15 protein-coding genes are annotated in these 16,584 nt (G+C 72.7%); 9 read left to right on the top strand and 6 right to left on the bottom strand.

The genetic code is table 11. The features are described from left to right. A partial coding sequence (locus tag ACWD4A_RS25475) for a hypothetical protein (protein ID WP_451197446.1) occupies positions 1 to 184 on the bottom strand: 184 nt, incomplete at its 3' end. A 95-nt stretch (positions 185 to 279) separates the two neighbouring features. On the opposite strand from ACWD4A_RS25475, the gene ACWD4A_RS25480 reads away from it, so the two are divergent. Then, positions 280 to 1,983: a hydrogenase maturation protein gene (locus ACWD4A_RS25480; protein ID WP_451197447.1), complete on the top strand. Its 1,704-nt coding sequence runs from the start codon at positions 280 to 282 to the stop codon at positions 1,981 to 1,983. Here ACWD4A_RS25480 and ACWD4A_RS25485 read toward each other — a convergent pair. Beyond that, the gene (locus ACWD4A_RS25485; protein WP_451197448.1) at positions 1,967 to 2,812 is read right to left on the bottom strand and encodes a hypothetical protein; all 846 of its coding nucleotides are present in this window, start codon (positions 2,810 to 2,812) and stop codon (positions 1,967 to 1,969) included. The two genes, ACWD4A_RS25480 and ACWD4A_RS25485, sit on opposite strands and share 17 nt — an antisense overlap. Before the next feature lie 384 nt (positions 2,813 to 3,196). Here ACWD4A_RS25485 and ACWD4A_RS25490 point away from each other — a divergent pair, with 384 nt between their 5' ends. From ACWD4A_RS25490 to ACWD4A_RS25510, 5 genes are all read left to right on the top strand, one after another. Continuing rightward, positions 3,197 to 4,150: a carbohydrate-binding protein gene (locus ACWD4A_RS25490; RefSeq protein WP_451197450.1), complete on the top strand. Its 954-nt coding sequence runs from the start codon at positions 3,197 to 3,199 to the stop codon at positions 4,148 to 4,150. A 177-nt stretch (positions 4,151 to 4,327) separates the two neighbouring features. After that, entirely contained in the window at positions 4,328 to 4,603 is a 276-nt protein-coding gene (locus tag ACWD4A_RS25495; protein WP_451197452.1) for a hypothetical protein, read from the top strand. A 169-nt stretch (positions 4,604 to 4,772) separates the two neighbouring features. After that, positions 4,773 to 6,146 carry a glutamine synthetase family protein gene (locus tag ACWD4A_RS25500; RefSeq protein ID WP_451197495.1) on the top strand — a complete coding sequence of 458 codons (1,374 nt, stop codon included), beginning with the start codon at positions 4,773 to 4,775 and terminating at the stop codon, positions 6,144 to 6,146. A gap of 17 nt (positions 6,147 to 6,163) precedes the next feature. Beyond that, a complete protein-coding gene (locus ACWD4A_RS25505) occupies positions 6,164 to 7,294 on the top strand; it encodes an amidohydrolase family protein (RefSeq protein ID WP_451197453.1) in 1,131 nt (376 codons plus the stop codon). Positions 7,295 to 7,613: 319 nt separating this feature from the next. After that, positions 7,614 to 8,507, top strand: a complete 894-nt coding sequence (locus tag ACWD4A_RS25510) for a TIGR03619 family F420-dependent LLM class oxidoreductase (protein WP_451197455.1) — start codon at positions 7,614 to 7,616, stop codon at positions 8,505 to 8,507. A gap of 52 nt (positions 8,508 to 8,559) precedes the next feature. On the opposite strand, the gene ACWD4A_RS25515 is transcribed toward ACWD4A_RS25510, so the two are convergent. The 4 genes from ACWD4A_RS25515 to ACWD4A_RS25530 all read right to left on the bottom strand — a co-directional run bounded on the left by ACWD4A_RS25515 (position 8,560) and on the right by ACWD4A_RS25530 (position 11,749). After that, positions 8,560 to 9,354: a polysaccharide deacetylase family protein gene (locus tag ACWD4A_RS25515; protein ID WP_451197456.1), complete on the bottom strand. Its 795-nt coding sequence runs from the start codon at positions 9,352 to 9,354 to the stop codon at positions 8,560 to 8,562. Positions 9,355 to 9,433: 79 nt separating this feature from the next. Continuing rightward, positions 9,434 to 10,390, bottom strand: a complete 957-nt coding sequence (locus tag ACWD4A_RS25520; protein ID WP_451197458.1) for a trypsin-like serine peptidase — start codon at positions 10,388 to 10,390, stop codon at positions 9,434 to 9,436. A 234-nt stretch (positions 10,391 to 10,624) separates the two neighbouring features. Continuing rightward, complete coding sequence (locus ACWD4A_RS25525; protein WP_451197460.1) at positions 10,625 to 11,056, bottom strand: hypothetical protein; 432 nt, start codon at positions 11,054 to 11,056, stop codon at positions 10,625 to 10,627. A gap of 126 nt (positions 11,057 to 11,182) precedes the next feature. After that, positions 11,183 to 11,749, bottom strand: a complete 567-nt coding sequence (locus ACWD4A_RS25530) for a GNAT family N-acetyltransferase (RefSeq protein ID WP_451197461.1) — start codon at positions 11,747 to 11,749, stop codon at positions 11,183 to 11,185. Between the two features lie 235 nt (positions 11,750 to 11,984). On the opposite strand from ACWD4A_RS25530, the gene ACWD4A_RS25535 reads away from it, so the two are divergent. The 3 genes from ACWD4A_RS25535 (at position 11,985) to ACWD4A_RS25545 (ending at position 16,227) form a co-directional block, all read left to right on the top strand. Continuing rightward, positions 11,985 to 12,797: a G1 family glutamic endopeptidase gene (locus ACWD4A_RS25535; protein WP_451197463.1), complete on the top strand. Its 813-nt coding sequence runs from the start codon at positions 11,985 to 11,987 to the stop codon at positions 12,795 to 12,797. A 105-nt stretch (positions 12,798 to 12,902) separates the two neighbouring features. Then, positions 12,903 to 14,813, top strand: coding sequence for an ABC transporter ATP-binding protein (locus tag ACWD4A_RS25540; protein WP_451197465.1), 1,911 nt, complete (start codon positions 12,903 to 12,905; stop codon positions 14,811 to 14,813). Between the two features lie 274 nt (positions 14,814 to 15,087). Continuing rightward, the gene (locus ACWD4A_RS25545) at positions 15,088 to 16,227 is read left to right on the top strand and encodes a glycoside hydrolase family 6 protein (protein WP_451197466.1); all 1,140 of its coding nucleotides are present in this window, start codon (positions 15,088 to 15,090) and stop codon (positions 16,225 to 16,227) included. Positions 16,228 to 16,584: the final 357 nt, after the last annotated feature.

Below are 16,584 nucleotides of genomic sequence, written 5' to 3' on the forward strand. Positions count from 1 at the left end.
TGCCGAAGAGGAGGACGAAGGGGCGGGAGAGCAGCGGGGCGAGCACGATGACGCCCGCGAGGGTGAGCGCGGAGCCCGCCATGGCGGCGGTCAGTACCGTGCGCGCCGACGTCCGGGTGACATCCGGGCGCGCCTCGGGCGCACCGGGGCAGGTGCGGGTGAAGCTCGTCCCTGGTGTCCTCATCCGCCTCGGCAGGCTCACGGGCCACATGTCGCATCCGCGCCTCGGCTCTGCCGCCCGCCGCTTCGGCCCGACGCGAGAACTGCCCGGAGGCCGTCATGAACATCCTGCTGCTCGCCGACGCGCTCAACAGCCTCACCCAGCGCGTCTACGCGGAGCTCGGCGACCACGGACACACGGTGTCGGTGGAGCGGGTCCCCCACGGGGGCGACCCGGCCGCGATCGTGGGCCGCCACTCCCCCGATCTGATCCTCGCGCCGATGCTCACCTCGCTCATCCCGCGCGCGGTGTGGCAGCGGTACCCCTGCCTGGTCGTCCGCCCGGGACCGATGGGCGACCGGGGACCGTCCGCACTGGACTGGGCGGTGCACGAGGGGGTGCGGGAGTGGGGCGTCACGGTCTTCCAGGCGAACGACGTCGTGGACGGCGGGGACGTATGGGCCTCCGTCCCCTGCGCCGTCCCGGTGGTGGCCAAGAGCGACCTGTACCGCAACGAGATCGCCGACGCGGCGCTCAAGGCGGTGCTGCTGGCGGTGGAGCGCTTCACCTCGGGCAGCTATCTGCCGGTGCGGCAGGACGGGGTCGAGAACGCGGAAGGGGTGACCGTGCGGGAGCGCCCGTACTTCTCCCAGGGCCTGCGGCGCATCGACTGGACGGCGGACACCACAGAAACGGTCCTGCACAAGCTGCGCGCCGCCGATTCGCACCCGGGCGTGCTGGACACGCTGTTCGGCCGGGAGTGGTATCTGCACGGCGGCCACTTCGAGGACCGGCTGACGGGCGCCCCTGGCGAGGTGGTCGCCACGCGGGCGGGTGCCGTCTGCCGGGCGACGGTCGACGGCGCGGTGTGGATCCCCCGGCTGCGGCGCCGCCGCCGGTCCGGGGAGCCGGGGACGGTCAAGCTGCCCGCGGCACTGGCACTGGGGGACCTGCTGCCGCGCGTGCCGGAGGTGACGGCCCCGCTCGCGCTGGGCTCGCACCGGCGCACCTGGACCGACATCCGCTACAGCGAGGACGGGAAGACCGGGTTCCTGTGGTTCTCCTTCCCCGGCGGGGCGATGAACACGACGCAGTGCAGAAGACTGCTCGCCGCGTACCGCTACGCCCGCTCCCGCCCGGTGTCGGTACTGGTCCTGGGCGGGAGCCGGGGCTTCTTCTCCCACGGCATCCACCTCAATGTCATCGAGGCGTCCGCCGATCCCGCCCAGGAGTCCTGGGCCAACGTCAACGCGCTCGACGACCTGGTCCTGGCCGTGCTCACGACCACCGACCGGCTGGTGGTCTCGGCGCTCGGCGGCGACGCCTCCGCGGGCGGGCTGATGCTGGCCCTCGCGGCGGACGAGGTGTGGTGCAGGACCGGGGCCGTGCTCAACCCGCACTACCGGCTGATGGGGCTGTACGGCTCCGAGTACTGGACGTACTCCCTGCCGAGGCGTGTCGGCGCCGAGACGGCGGAGCGGCTGACGGACCGGGCCTCGCCCGTCAGCGCGGCGGCCGGGAAGCGCATCGGGCTGGTGGACCGGCTGATCGACGCCACCCCCGGGGAGTTCGCCGCGCGGGTCGGCGAACTGGCCGGTGACCTGGCCGTCACCACCGACATCGCGGTGCGGATCGCCACGAAGAGGACGGAGCGGGAGCGGGACGAGGCCCGGCGGCCGCTGGCGGCCCACCGCGAGGAGGAGCTGTCCCGGATGCGCGCCGCCTTCTACGACCGTTCCGCGTCCTACCACTCCAGGCGGCGGGCCTTCGTCCGGCGGGAGCCGCTGCCGACGGCCGACGGGCCCGTCACAGCAGGCCGGTGAGCGGCAGTTCGGTGACGTCGGCGGCGGGCCGGGACACATAGAGGTCGGCGTGGTAATAGCCGTCGGCCTCCCTGCCCGCCGTCCCGAGTCCCTGCGCGGCGAGCGCCTCGAACGCGGCCTTCCGCTCCCCGTCGTCGGTGAAACGGCGCTGCCGGAAGCTGCGGCCGGGCAGCCTCTCCGTGACCAGGCCGGAGCGGGCGAGCAGTTCGGCGACCGGCTGGTACGGCACCGTGCGCAGCACGAAGGCGGCGATCCACGGCGGGCGGGACATGCAGGCGAGGAGCCTGCTGAAGGTCCGGGTGAAGACGTAGCCGATGCCGCCGGTGACGGTGACGAGGTCGGTGGCCGCCAGGGCGTCGCGCAGGGCGGGGCTGGGGTCGCCGGATTCCAGGTTCTCCGCGAAGGCCCGGTCGAGCAGGCCCGCCGCGCGGGCGTAGGCGACGGCCCGGGGGGCCGCGTCGATGCCCGTCACGGTCGCGGCGCCGGGGCGGCGCCGGGCGGCGAAGAAGGTGCGGTCCTCGGCGACGGCGCGCGGGGTGGCGTAGCGGGAGTAGAGGTCGTCGAGGGTGATCTCGTGGTTGAGCAGGGCGGCGTTGATCCCGTACGAGCAGCAGAGGTCCACCACGGCCGGTGGCCCGTGTTCCGGTCGGCGCGCGTGCAGGGTGTCCGTCAGTGTCCGGAAAACGGCCTGTCCGTGGTGGGGGATCTGGTACCCGAGGGGCTGCAGGGTGGTGAAGTAGCCGCTGGGGTCCGGGCGGTCGTAGATTTCGCCGAAGTCGGTCTTGCCCCAGTCGGAGCTCGCCGCGGTGAGGTCCGTCTCTGCTGACATCGGTGACCCCCAGAGGTGTTCGCGCCACGGGAAGGGCTCGACGGTCCTTCAGGATAGGGCCGGAACCACAGGGCCCGCGCGTGCGCAAAGGGTCCCGTCCGGGTGAACGGGAGAGCCTCGCGCGGGCGCGACGGAGCCCGGAGGGGCGCGCGTGAAGGCGCCGGTGCGCGTCGGTTCCGCCTCGTCCGGTGCGGGTTCGCACAGGCACCGTTTCCCGCCATGCGTGCCCCCAGGGGTGGTTCGGCGCCCCGGGGGCCGCCGTGGCCCTTGACACTTCACCTCTTGTCATGGACATTCCCGCTTGGTCCGGACCGGTATCCACCGGCCCGCGGCCTCGCGCTCCCACCCCCCCCCACCGCACCTCTTCGGTCCTGGAGGAGCCCCGTGAAGAGATATCGCGCCTGTCTGGCCGCGGCCTTGCTCACCGTGTGCGCCGCGCTGGGAACCGGCGTCTCCGCGGCCGCCCGCCCCGCCGTCCCCGTCGCCGTCTCCACCACCACGCCGTCGCCCGACGCGCCGCACCGCGGGACCGTCACCCTGGCACACCGGCCCGCCGATTCCCCCGCCCCGGGCCGCGACCGGGCCGTACGCGCCTTCGCGGAAGGCCGCCGGGAACAGGCCGCCGCACGCCGGGACCCGATATCCGGCCGGCAGCGGGAGGACGCCGGCCTCACCCACAACTGGTGGGGCGTCTTCCCCCGGCCGGGCACCCACGACGGCATCATGGCCACCCACAGCGTCGACCCGGCCTACCGCGTCTCCGACGCCGAGAACTTCACCTACGCCCCCACCACCAAGGCGCAGAACTCCTGCATGGAGATGGTCACCGCCTACTGGAACACCGGCGACGAGCTCTGGGCCTGGGACTGGTGCTCCAGCCCCGGCGGCCCGGCCAGGACCGTCGCCGTCAACGCCGACTTCCTGGCGACGTACACCACGAACGCGACCGGACACCCCGCGTACACCGTGCAGATGACGCAGGACGACCCCGGCTCCAACCAGTGGTCCGCGTACCTCTACAACTACCGCACGTCCGGCTGGGACCTGCTCTACCGGCAGTCCGGCAGCGACCGGAGCGGCCTCGACCACGGCTGGGACATGTTCGAGATCTACGCGAGCACCGACCCGGCCACCGGTACGGGGTACTACTGCACCGAGGCCCGCGGCACCGTCTTCGACAGCAGCGCGATCCAGCTGCGCAAGGGCGGCACCTGGAGCGCGGCCGGGCCCGCGAACTCGCCGTGGACGGACGCCGATCCGCACGGGAGCGACTTCCTCTGCCCCGGGCTGCGCTTCGTGCAGGCGGGTGCGAACGACCACTGGATGGTGAAGCAGTAGCGGGCGCGCCCGGTGCCGGGGGCGCGGCCCCCGGCACCAAATGCGCCTGTTTCCGCCGGGGTTGAGCACAGATCGTTACCCCGCGGCGCCCTTACTCACACGCAGCGTCACCGATGCGGGGGAGACATGCCGCGATCGCACCCCAGCCGCGCGGGCGGCTCCCCGACAGTGGAACGCATGAGTTTGACGACCGCAGGAAAGACCCCGGGACCTGTCCGGTTCTATCTGGCGTGCGACCACCGCGGCTGTGACGCCCGCACCACCTTCGACCTCGTCATCTCCGACCCCGGCCCGTCCCGCGACGACGACCTGTGGGGATACCTCCTCCACCACGCGCACACCGCCACCCCGCACATCAAGGAACTCGGCTGGGCCTACATCCACGGCGACGGCTACTGGTGCCCCGAGTGCTCCACCCCCGTCCACCGGTCCCTCCCCGGACCGGCGGCCTGACCGCCCGACCCGCCCGCCGCATACGCCCGCCGACCCGGGCGGGCGTGCGCTCTAATAGCGAACAGGAAGCGACGGCCCGCCCCTCCCGGACCGAGGCAGCCCCACGCGGCGGCCTCGGTCCGGGAGGGGCGGCGGTCAGCGGGCCACGAGGAGGCACTCCATGGACGGCATGGACAGCACCGACCGCGAGCACGCGGGGTCGCAGGCCCGGCAGCACGCCGCCCGCCTGGCCGCGAAGGACATCCACGGCGTCGCCCTGACCTGGGTCGACAACTCAGGTGTGACCCGCGTCAAGGCCGTGCCCACCGCGCGGCTCCCCCAGGCCGCCCAGTGGGGCGTGGGCATGTCCCCCGTCTTCGACGTCTACCTCTCCGACGATTCGACGGTCACCAGCCCGCACATCGGCGGGCCCGTCGGCGACCTCCGCCTCGTCCCCGACCTCGACCGGCTCACCGTCCTGGCCGCACAGCCCGGCTGGGCCTGGGCCCCCGTCGACCGCTACGAGCAGGACGGCTCCCCCTATGCCGCCTGCCAACGGCGGTTCGCCCGGCGGATGAAGGACCGCGCGGCCGAACGCGGCCTCGACCTCCTCATGGGCTTCGAGACCGAGTGGACCGTCACCGACCGGCCCGACGGTGACACCGAGGACCACGGGCCGCGCGTGCCCCGCGCCGCAGAGGGCCCCGCGTACGGCATGACGCGCGTGGTCGGGCTGTCCGACTACCTCCGGGACGTCCTCAAGGCCCTGGCCGCCCAGGACGTCGACGTCCTGCAGATCCATCCCGAGTACACGACCGGCCAGTTCGAGGTCTCCACCGCACCCGCCGACCCGGTCCGCGCGGCCGACCTCACGGTCCTGGTCCGCGAGACCGTGCGCGCGGTCTCGCACCGGCACGGCCTCGCCGTCTCCTTCGCGCCCGTGGTCCCGGCGGGGCCCGTCGGCAACGGCGCCCATCTCCACCTGAGCCCGTGGCAGGACGGCAAGAACCTCTGTCGCGCGGGTGACGGACCGCACGGCATGACGCGGACGTGCGAGTCGTTCCTCGCCGGGGCCCTCGAAGAGCTCCCCGCCCTCCTGGCCATCGGCGCTCCCCTGCCCGCCAGCTACCTCCGCCTCCGGCCCGACCTGTGGGCCGGGGCCTACCAGTGCTGGGGAGTGGAGAACCGTGAAGCGGCGCTCCGCTTCGTCCCGGGACCGCCGCTCGCCCCCGACGCGGCCAACGCCGAGCTCAAGTGCTTCGACGCCGCCGCCAATCCCTATCTCCTCACCGGTGCCGTCATCGCCGCCGGGCTCCGGGGCATCGACCGCGGCCTCGCCCTCCCGGACCCCGTCCCCGAGAACCCCGCGGGCACCGGCGCGGCCCCGCGCCTGCCCACCTCGCTGCCCGCCGTACTCGAGCACTTCGCCCGTTCGGAACTCCTGCGCGCGGAGCTGGGCGACGCCCTTTTCGAGGCCCTCCTCGCCGTGCGCCGGGGCGAGACCGAGCTCGCCCGCGGCCGGTCCCCGCAGGAGCTCGCCGAGGCCCTCCGCGGCCGCTACTGACCACCGGGGAACGGCCGATGACCACATACGGACAGCCGGTTCCGGCCCTGGTGGACCACCACTGCCACGGCGTGGCCCGCGCGCCCCTCACCGAGGGGCGGTTCACCGCGTACCTCACGGAGTCCGGCTCCCCCGCGGCACCGGGGACCACCTTCTTCGACACCCAGCTGGGCTTCGCGCTGCGCCGCTGGTGCCCGCCGCTGCTCGGGCTGCCCGCGCACTGTCCACCCGCCGACTACCTCGCCCGCCGCGCCGAACTCGGCCCGGAGGAGGTCCTGCGACGGCTGCTCGGCGCGACCGGCATCACCGACTTCCTCGTGGACACCGGCCTGTCGGACGGCCTGACCACCCCGGAGGAGCTCGCCGCGGCGGCGGGCGGACGGGCGCACGAGGTCGTCCGGCTGGAGTCCCTCGCGGAACACGCCGCCGACACCGCGGGCTCCGCCCACGCCTTCCTCGACGAACTGACCGGCGCGGTGCGGGCGGCCGCCCGTACCGCCGTCGCCTTCAAGTCCGTCGTCGCCTACCGGCACGGGCTCGGCTTCGACCCCGTACGGCCCTCCCCGGAGGAGGCACGAGGGGCCGCGGGCCGCTGGCTGGCCGACCGCGAACCCGGGGACCGGCTGCGCGATCCCGTCCTGCTGCGCCATCTGCTGTGGACCGCCGCCGACACCGCGCTCCCCCTCCAACTGCACACCGGTTTCGGCGACCCCGACCTGCGGCTGCACCACAGCGACCCGCTGCTCCTCACCGACTTCGTCCGGGCGGTCGCCCCCACCGGCTGCCCGCTGGTGCTGCTGCACACCTACCCGTACCACCGCGGCGCCGCCTACCTCGCCCACGCCTTCCCCCACGTCCACACCGACGTCGGCCTCACGCTCACCCACGTCGGGGCACGTGCCGAGGCCGTACTGGCGGAGACCCTCGAACTCGCCCCGTTCGGCAAGCTGATGTTCTCCACCGACGCGTACGGACTCCCCGAGCTCTACGTGGTCGCCACCCGCCTCTTCACCCACGCCCTGTCCCGCCTCACCGACGGCTGGGTGGACGAGGGGGCGTGGACGGCCCCGGACGCCCGGCGCGTCGCCGAGATGATCGCAGGAGGGACGGCGCAGCGGGTCTACTCGCTGGCCGGCCCCACTCGTTGAAGAACGCTTCCCCCCAGCGGGGTGACGCGGGTGGACCCCCCGTCGGCATCCATCAGCCAGCCGTCCAGCGGGCCGGACGGAGCGTCCCCGCCGCGCCGGTACCAGGACGCGACCATACGTTCCAGCCGCCGCCCGACCAGGCGCCCGGGACGCGCACCGGCTCCGCGCAGCGGACACTCGTTCACGATTCCGGACTTCACCCGAGGACCCCACCTCTGAACAAATCGCCAGATAACACCCTTTCCGGGTACGCTCCGGCGGCGCGGACCGGACCACGCCCCCTTGCTTCGAGGGCACCCCGCGAGCACACGATGGCCACATGCGAATCGGCATAGCGCTCCCCCAATACGGAACACACGCGCGGCCCACGCTCATCGCGGACTTCGCCAGGGACGCCGAGGCCGCCGGCTTCGACTCCTTCTGGGTCAGCGACCGGGTCCTGACCCCCGTCGACCCCGGCGACTTCTACCCGGCACCGGGCTACGGCCCGGAGAACCCGTACCCCCGCGGATTCACCATCTTCCTCGACCCGCTGACCGTACTGACCATCGCCGCCACCGCGACCACGCGGGCGCGTCTCGGCACCAGCACCCTCAACGCACCCTGGTATCCACCGCTGTTGCTCGCCCGCGCCCTCACCTCCCTCGACCGGCTCAGCGAGGGGCGGCTCGACGTGGGCCTGGGAATCGGCTGGCTGCGCGACGAGGCCGCCGCCCTCAACACGGACTTCGCCAGGCGCGGCGCCCGGCTCGACGAGATCCTCGACATCCTGTACGGCATCTGGACCGAGAACCCCTTCGAGCACGAGGGGCCCAACTGGCGTATCCCGCGCGCCCACGTGGGCCTGCGACCGGCACAACAGCCCCATCCTCCCGTCCTGCTGGGCGGGCTCAGCCCCGCCGCGCTGCGCCGGGTCGGCCGCAGGGCCGACGGCTGGCTGGGCATCGCACTGCCCCCGGGCCGGCACGCCGCCGTCTGGGCCATCGCCCGGCGCGCCGCGGAGGAGGCCGGACGCGACCCCGCGACGCTGCGCCAGGAGATCCGGCACTTCTCCGAGCCGGGAACGACACCGGAGAGCATCGCGGCGGCCCTGTCCGAGATCCGCGACACGGGCGCGGACGGCTGCGTGCTCGACTTCCAACAGACGGTGAGGGAGCCCTCGGAGGCCCTGGACCTGGGCATCAGAACCTTGGAACACTTCCGCGCGGGTTAGCCGGGGCCGCACGGCACCCTGCGGCGCGCCGTCGGGCGGCGCTGACGGTGTCTCAACGTCCGGGCGGCAGCAGGAGGGTGCGGAGGTCGACGACGCGGTAGCCGTGCGCCTGGACGGCGTCGATGATGTGCGGCAGCGCCTCGGCGTCGAGCGCCGAGTGCTGCCCTTCCGCCTCGTCGACGCCGACGTGCATCTGCACGATCTGGCCGGGCGCGAGGCCGGCCACCACCCGGTCGACGGCGCGCCGGACGGTGATCCCGCCCTTGGCGCCCTGGTAGCCCAGGGTGTCGGTGCTGAACTCGACGTCGGCGAATCCGAGCGTGTTGACGCACGCGATCCCCTGCGGCGTGGTCGCGCTGTAGGGGAAACGGAAGAACGGCAGGGGCGTCTTTCCGGTTGCCTCGCGGATGGCCCGGTCCGCCCTCAGCACCTGGTCCGCGGCGCCCACGCAGCTCAGGTCGTCGAAGGCGGGGTGGTCGTAGGAGTGGTTCCCGATGCCGTGCTCCGCCGCCATCGCCCGTGCGGCCGCGGGCTGTTTCTCGGCGAAGTCCCCCGTCAGGAAGAACGTGGCCGGCACGTGCCGTTCGCGCAGCACCTTCAGGACCGTGTCGACCCCGTTGTCGTCCCATGCCGCGTTGAACGTCAGGGCCACGACGCGGCGCGTGGTGGGCATCTTCCGGTTCGCGGAGCCGTAGAGGCGCTCCAGCGTGCCCTGTTCGGCGCGCGCCGCTGTCACCGTGTGCGCGAGGGCGGGCGCGAGGTACGGTCGCCCGCCCCCGGGGAGGGCCACGGCGAGCACGGTCAGGGCGGTCAGGGACGTCAGGGCCGTGGAGACGAATCGCTGCATGCCCGGCCCAACGCGCCCGGTCGCGGCGCGACACGTCCGTACGCGCGTGCCCCCGCCGCCCCGCCTTCCTCTATTCCGGTCAGGTCGTCTGCGCCTGGTCGTAGAGGGTCTTGATGTCGTCGCCGAAGTAGGGGCCGAACATCGTGTTCGGCAGGAAGGTGTAGCCGAAGCTGTTCACCGACGCCTGCAGCCCGGAACCGGTGGCCTCGTCGAAGCTCGCGAACCACGGTCCGCCGCTGGACCCGCCCGTCATGTTGCAGGACAGGCCGTGGTCCTTGGTGAGGAGGAAGTCCTTGATGGACGTGCCGCTGCAGTAGATGAGCTTCGTTCCGTCGTACGGGGAAGCCGCGGGGAAGCCGAAGGCGTAGAGGGACTGGTTGTAGGCGCCGTTGAACTGGAGGCCCTGGGAGCCGACGGCCTGGGTGAGCGTCCGGCCGTCGAGCGGGGTGACGACGGCAGCGCCGACGTCGAAGTTCATGTCCTCACTGGCGACCCACTGGGGCGTGGACAGCGTCTTGGCCGCGGTCCAGGTTCCGTAGGGCGACTGGCCGTCGTGATAGCCGGGGGCGAACACCCAGTTGGTGTGCCAGGCGCCCTGGTACTTGACGCAGTGCCCGGCGGTGAGGACCGTGCTGCCGTTCTGGCTGGTGACGGCGTCACCGGAGCAGGAGGCGGTGCGGCCCTGGAAGGTGAAGAACACCCGGCCGGTGGTCTTCAGTACGGCGCCGCCACCGCTCCACGCGCCGCCCGCCTGGGGGAGATCCTGGGCGGTCGGCGCTATGACGGTGGGCGCGCCGCCGTGCTGCTTCGGGTGCGCGAGGGCGCCGGGGGTGACGCCCGGCAGGTCGAGCGGAGCGGCCGTGCGCATGCGCTCGGGGGTCCAGAAGTCACGGACCTTCTGCTGCGCGGCGGCCGTGGCCGCGACGGTGTGGGATGTGGCCGGTGCGGCATGCGCCGTGGCGGTCTGGAGCCCGGCGGTGAGCAGGGTTCCGGCGGCCAGCAGGATGCCGGCGGCGATACGGCGGGGACGTCTCACGCGTACTCCTTCTGCCCTGGCCGCGCGAGGGGTTCGCGCGGGCGGTGGGGGGCCGGACCACGTCACTGCGGTCCGGGCAGACGAGCGGTGCGGATACGAGGTGCGTGAGGGAGAGTCCCACGGAAGCCGCGAATTGTCAGGAGCTTGTCAATAGCATGGCCGGATGGCACCGCCCATACCCCCGGGCGCGCGGTGCGCCGGGGGCGCGCGGCTCGAATACCCGTCGGCCGGGCATCACCTCACGGAGACGGTGGCCCTCCAGTCCATGACGGCACCGGGGCAGACGAAACCGGGGTTGGGGGCGCAGCGTTCGGTGGAGTCGACGGTCGTGGTGCCGTCCTTCTCTGCACGGAAGGCCGCCCAGGCGTCACCGTTCTCGAAGGTGCCCGTGTCGGTCCGTACGAGCACGCGGCCGTCGGCGGCGACCGGCACCTCCCACCTCCACGTCGCCTGCTCGGTACGGGAGCCGGTGAGCCGGACCGTGATCAACTCGCCCCTCTCGACGGCGACCGAGCGCTCGTGGTCCCTGTTCGTCAGCGTCACCTCGGCTCTCGCCGCCCGGCTCGCGTGCGGAGCGGCGGAGGCCGGGAGCGGCGCGGAGACCGCGGCGGCCGTCAGCGCCAGCCCCGCGACGAGCGAAGCGACGGGAAACCTTGCGAACTTCATGTCATCACCTCGGAAATACCGGTGGGATACGGAAATGTCGTCACCCGTCTACACCCCCACCGGCACAACCGCCCCACCATTCCCCCGAATTCACCCCATCGGGGAGGTTTGGCGTCAAGGTCGGCACTAACCGCCGAGCGCGGCGCACATCGCGGACGGCCCGGGGAAATCCTCGGGCAGCGCGTCCATCAGCAGGACGTCGACGCACTGGCCGAGCCAGTGGCCGGACTTCCGCAGCCGCCCGGCGAGCCGGAAGCCCGCCTTGCTGAAGGCCACGATCCCCGCCCGGTTCGGCTCCAGCACCTTCAGCCACGCGGTGCTCAGCGCCCCCAGATGGAACCCCCAGTCCAATGTCAGCCGGGTCGCCTCCTCCGCATACCGTTTGCCCCGCTGGGACGGAGCGAGGACGATCGTGAACTCCGCCGCCCGCAGGCGCGGTTCGATGCGCAGCACGGTCATTCCGACGGGCTGCTTGTCCTTCAGGCGCACGATCTCGAACGTGGCGTGGTCCTGGTCGTCGCGCTGCTGTTCCCATTCGTCCACGCGGACCTCCCAGGGCCGCGGGAACCGGTTGCCGCGACCGAGGATGGTCGCCGGGTCGTTCTCCCAGAAGTGGTATTCAGTCAGCGTCTCCTGACGGGGGATGCCGAGGGCGAGCCGTTCTCCGGTGAGGAGGAGATGCGGGCTGCTCATATATCGCTTTCCTTCCAGGCCACACACGGCGGAGCGTCCGGCGTAAGGGGGGACGTGGCGGAACGTGTGCGAGGTTCCCCCGGCAGGACACCTCATGCGGGAGACGCCACTACATCGCCTGGATGAGGGATATTCATCACCGTATGTATCGGTAATACTTCAAATTGTGATCACGCGGGGGTGCGCCCGCCCAGGGCGGCCTCCCCCGGCCGCCCGTTCACGACAGGAGACGCCGGTGACCGACAGACACGCGCTGCGACGCAGACATCCGGCGCTGCGCAGAGCGAACCTTTGGTCCCTGCTCGGGGGCGTCGCGCTGGCCTGCGGGTTCATCGGCACCCCGACGACGGCACCACCGGCGCGCAGCACGGCGGCCCCAGCCCCTCCTTCCCCGCACACCGGGTTCGACCGCTACCGCGGCGACGCCCGCAAGGCGGCGGGCAAGCGCCGCGCGCAGAACGGCTACAACTGGAGCGGCTATGTGGCGGGCGGGCAGTCGTTCACGACGGCCTCGGCCAGCTGGACCGTGCCGGACATCTCCTGTTCCGCGCCCGCCGACGCCGTCGCGGAGTGGGTGGGCCTGGACGGCTGGGGCAACGGCACGGTCGAGCAGATCGGCATCCAGGAGACCTGCGAGACCGGCGTCCCGAGCTATGCGAACTGGGTCGAGTTCTACCCGAAGCCCCCGGAGTACCTCAACGACCGCGTGCTGCCCGGGGACCGCATCCACGCCCAGGCGCGCTTCGTCTCCGGCACCACCTACGAGCTCTCCATGCACGACGAGACCCAGGGCTGGGTCGAGAACAAGAAGGTCGACGGCTGGAACGCGGCGAACGCCAGCGCCGAGGTGATCGTGGAGTCCAACCGCCGGTCGTTCCCGAGGTTCGACCGGATCGACTTCACTCAGGCCAGGTTCAACGGCCTCGCTCCCGGCTCGGTGAACGCCGTCAATCTGTGGGCCAGCAACAGGGGCCGGCAGCAGGACGAGACCAGTCCGCTCTACGGGCCCGAGCTCGACAGTTTCTCGGTCGCGTACCTCGCGGAGTGACATTCCACTATCGGGTGATTTATTCACTGTTTGTCATTAATTTGCCAGGATCGTACGGGATCGTGCGGGAATTCACCGCCACGACTCGTATCCCCTGGGGAGTTCATGACAGCCGAGATCAGTGACAGGCCCACGGCCGGTGGGGGCGATGACAGACCCGCGGAGGAACTGCGCTTCCGCGCCCGTGGTCTGGCCGCCCTGGAGAAGAACCCGCTCACCGCCCGGGCGATGGGCAGACGCCTGCCCCAGCTCGTACGGAAGGCACTGGCCCTGGCCTGGCGGGTGGACCGGCGCGCGGTCGTCGCACTGCTCACCTGCCAGCTCCTCTCCGGGGTGGCGCAGGCCTTCGGGCTGCTGGCCACCACCAGCACGATCACCGCGCTCATCGCCTCGGGCCACATCGCCGAGCGGCTGGACGACGCCCTGCCGTCCCTGTGTGTGCTCGCCGCCGCGGCCGGGCTGCGCGCGCTCCTCGGCATCGCCGTCACCAATATCTCCAGCCGTCTCTCCCCGCGGATCGCCCGCGAGGCGGAGATGCAGATGCTCGACGCCGCGATCAACGCGGAGCTCGTGGCGTACGACAGCCCCGGGTTCAACGACAAGCGCGAGCGCGCGGACCGGGGCGCGGAGGTCGCGCAGGACCTGCTCGTCGAGTCGCAGGATCTGATGACCTGCATCGCCTCGCTGGTCGCCGCGGCAGGCGTGGTGACGCTGCTGCATCCGGTGCTGCTGCCGCTGCTCCTCCTGGCCACGCTCCCGCAGGGGATCGCCGGGGTGAAGGGCGCGCGCGTCCACTACCTGACGTCCCGTGCCCTGAGCGCCGACCGCCGTGTCCTGGGCATGATGCGACGGAGCGTCACCGACCGGGACCACGCCGACCAGCTGCGTTCCTGCACCATGTCCGCCTACCTGCTCGACCGCTACCGCACCATCGGCGACCGGATCGACCGCGCCACCGACCGGGCCGTCCATCTGGGCGCGCGGTACTCACTGTGGGGCGCCCTCGCCGGAGGACTCGCTTCCGGGCTCGTATGGGTGGCGCTGGCGCTGCTCCTGGCGTCGGGTCACATGTCGGTCGCCTCCGCGGGCACGGCGGTCTTCGCCCTGCGCACGGTCGGTACGTCGCTGCGGAGCATGGTCGGCTACGGCACCCGGCTCTTCCGCACCGGGCTGTACCTCGACGACTGGGCGGAGTTCATCGAGGAGGCGGGCGGGCACCGGATGCGCCGCGGGTCCCTCGTACCCGAGGCGCCGCTCGCGATCAGGGCGGAGGCCCTCACGTACCGCTACCCCGGCGCCGACCACCCCGCGGTGCTGAAGGTCGACCTGGCGGTGCGGCGCGGCGAGGTCCTGGCGCTGGTGGGCGAGAACGGCTCCGGGAAGACCACCCTCAGCAAGCTCCTGACGGGCCTTTACCTCCCCACGGACGGCAGGGTGGCCTGGGACGGGGTCGACACCCGGGAGCTCGATCCGCACGCGATGTGGCAACAGACGGCCGTCGTCCCCCAGGACTTCGCGCACTGGCCGCTGTCGGCCCGCGAGAACATCACCCTCGGGCAGCAGCGCGAAAGCCACGACACCGCCGTACACCGGGCCGCCGCACGCTCGGGCGCGGACGACGTCGTCGCGAGGCTGCGCAGCGGACTCGACACGCTCCTGGCACCGGAGTGGTTCGGCGGAGTGGACATGTCGGGCGGCCAGTGGCAGCGCATCGCCATCGCCCGCGCCTTCTACCGGCAGGCTGGGCTGCTGGTCATGGACGAGCCCACGAGCGCCCTCGACGCGCGGGCCGAACACCGGATCTTCACCGGCCTGCGGAGGATCGCCGAGGACCGGGCCGTCGTCCTCGTCACGCACCGGCTGGCCAACGTCGCCGTCGCCGACCGCATCGTGGTCCTCGACGGCGGACAGGTCGTCCAGCAGGGCACGTTCGGCGAGCTCACGCGGTGTCCCGGGCTCTTCCGGGAGCTGTGGGAGCTCCAGAACGACCGGGGCGAGGACGCCATCGGACGGTGACCCGCGCTCCCGCGGACCCGTTCGGCGCAGCTCGACGAGTTCTGACGGTGCGACACATGTCAGCCTGGAAGGGACAGAAGAGACGGAACGACCTGGAACTCGACCAGGGGGACATGTGGGTAACCGGCCCGGGAGACACACGGCCCGCTTTCTCGCCCACCACGGGCGGAGCGGCGACAGGCCACGGCACCGCGCACCGCGCCGTCCGCACGGTGCCGCGCACCGGCACAGAGCCGCCCTCCGGCGCGGGGCGGTCCTGCTGGTGTGCACGGGCATGGTGTGCCCTACGGGGAAGGCGTCCGCCGACGGCGAGGGCGAGGCCACGTCCCCGTTCTGGGTGGAGCCCGGGAGCCCCGCCGCCCGTCAGGTGAAGGTGTGGCAGGAGCGGGGGCGGGAGGGCGACGCCGCGCTCCTGGAGCGCATCGCGGGGCGGCCCACGGCCGTATGGCTGACCGACCAGGACCCGGAGGCGCAGGCCGAAGAGGTCACCCGGCGGGCCGAACGCGCGGGCCGCATCCCGGTGCTGGTCGCGTACGACATCCCGCACCGCGACTGCGGCCAGTACTCCTCCGGCGGGGCCGCGGACGCCGCCCGCTACCGGGCGTGGACGGCGCGCGCGGCGGAGGGCATCGGCACCCGTCAGGCGTGGGTCGTCCTCGAACCCGACGCCCTCGCCCAGTGGGCCTCCGGCTGCGTCCCCGCCGCCGCGGCCGCCGAGCGGCTGACGCTGCTCGCGGAGGCCGTGCGGACGTTCAAGGCGCGCCCCGGGACCTCGGTCTACATCGACGCCGGGAACCCCGGCTGGATCACGGACGAGCGGCGGATGGCCGGCGCTCTCGGCCAGGCGGGCATCGCCCACGCCGACGGTTTCGCGCTGAACGTCTCCAACTTCCACACCACGCCCGTGACCCGCGCCTACGGCGACCGGCTGTCGGCGCTGCTCGGCGGCGCGCATTACATCGTCGACACCAGCCGCAACGGCAACGGTCCCCTCGTCCCGGGGGCGACGCCTCCCCCACCGGCGGCCGCGCCCGCGCCGGTACCGAAACCGGCACCGGTCGCGGGGCCGAAGCCTTCCGCGCCCGCGCCCGCCGCGGGGCCTCCGGCCGCCGCCGAGGACACCGATACGGTCGGGGTCGACGACGACTGGTTCCGCAGCGCCGTCGGACGGGCCCTGCGGTCGGGCGGGGACGAGCCCTGGTGCAACCCTCCCGGCCGCGCCCTGGGCACTCCGCCCACGACCGCGACCGGCAGTCCCCTCATCGACGCCTTCCTCTGGATCAAACGCCCCGGCGAGTCCGACGGCGCCTGCCGCGGGGCGCCCCCGGCGGGCCACTGGTGGGCGGACTACGCCCTCCGCCTCGCCGAGGCCACCCCCGCACCGCCCTCGCCGCCCTCGCCGCCCTCGCACTGAACGCCGCCGCGACCCTGCCGTCGCCCGGCGGCGTACCGGAGGAGGGCCCGGCGACGGTCACCGTGCCGCCGTCCGCGTCCTGTTGAGGGCATCGACCGGCCTGCGCGCCGGGCGGGGCTCCGGCGCGACCGGTTCCCGTACGGCGGTCGGGGCCCGGCGGAACAAGGGTCGGAATCCAGCCGACCTGTTGCGCCAACCGCACCAACTACCCAGGCGGCATACCGGGATAGATAGCCGCAAATGCGGCGCCTCGGAGCCACACGCGGCCGCCGCGGCGCTGTTGACCAGAATTCAACGTTCGAGCTTGGGCCCGCCGATCATCGGCGCTTACCATCCAATTAGTTGCCTTAGTCAACC

The organism is Streptomyces sp. NPDC002537, assembly GCF_053594975.1.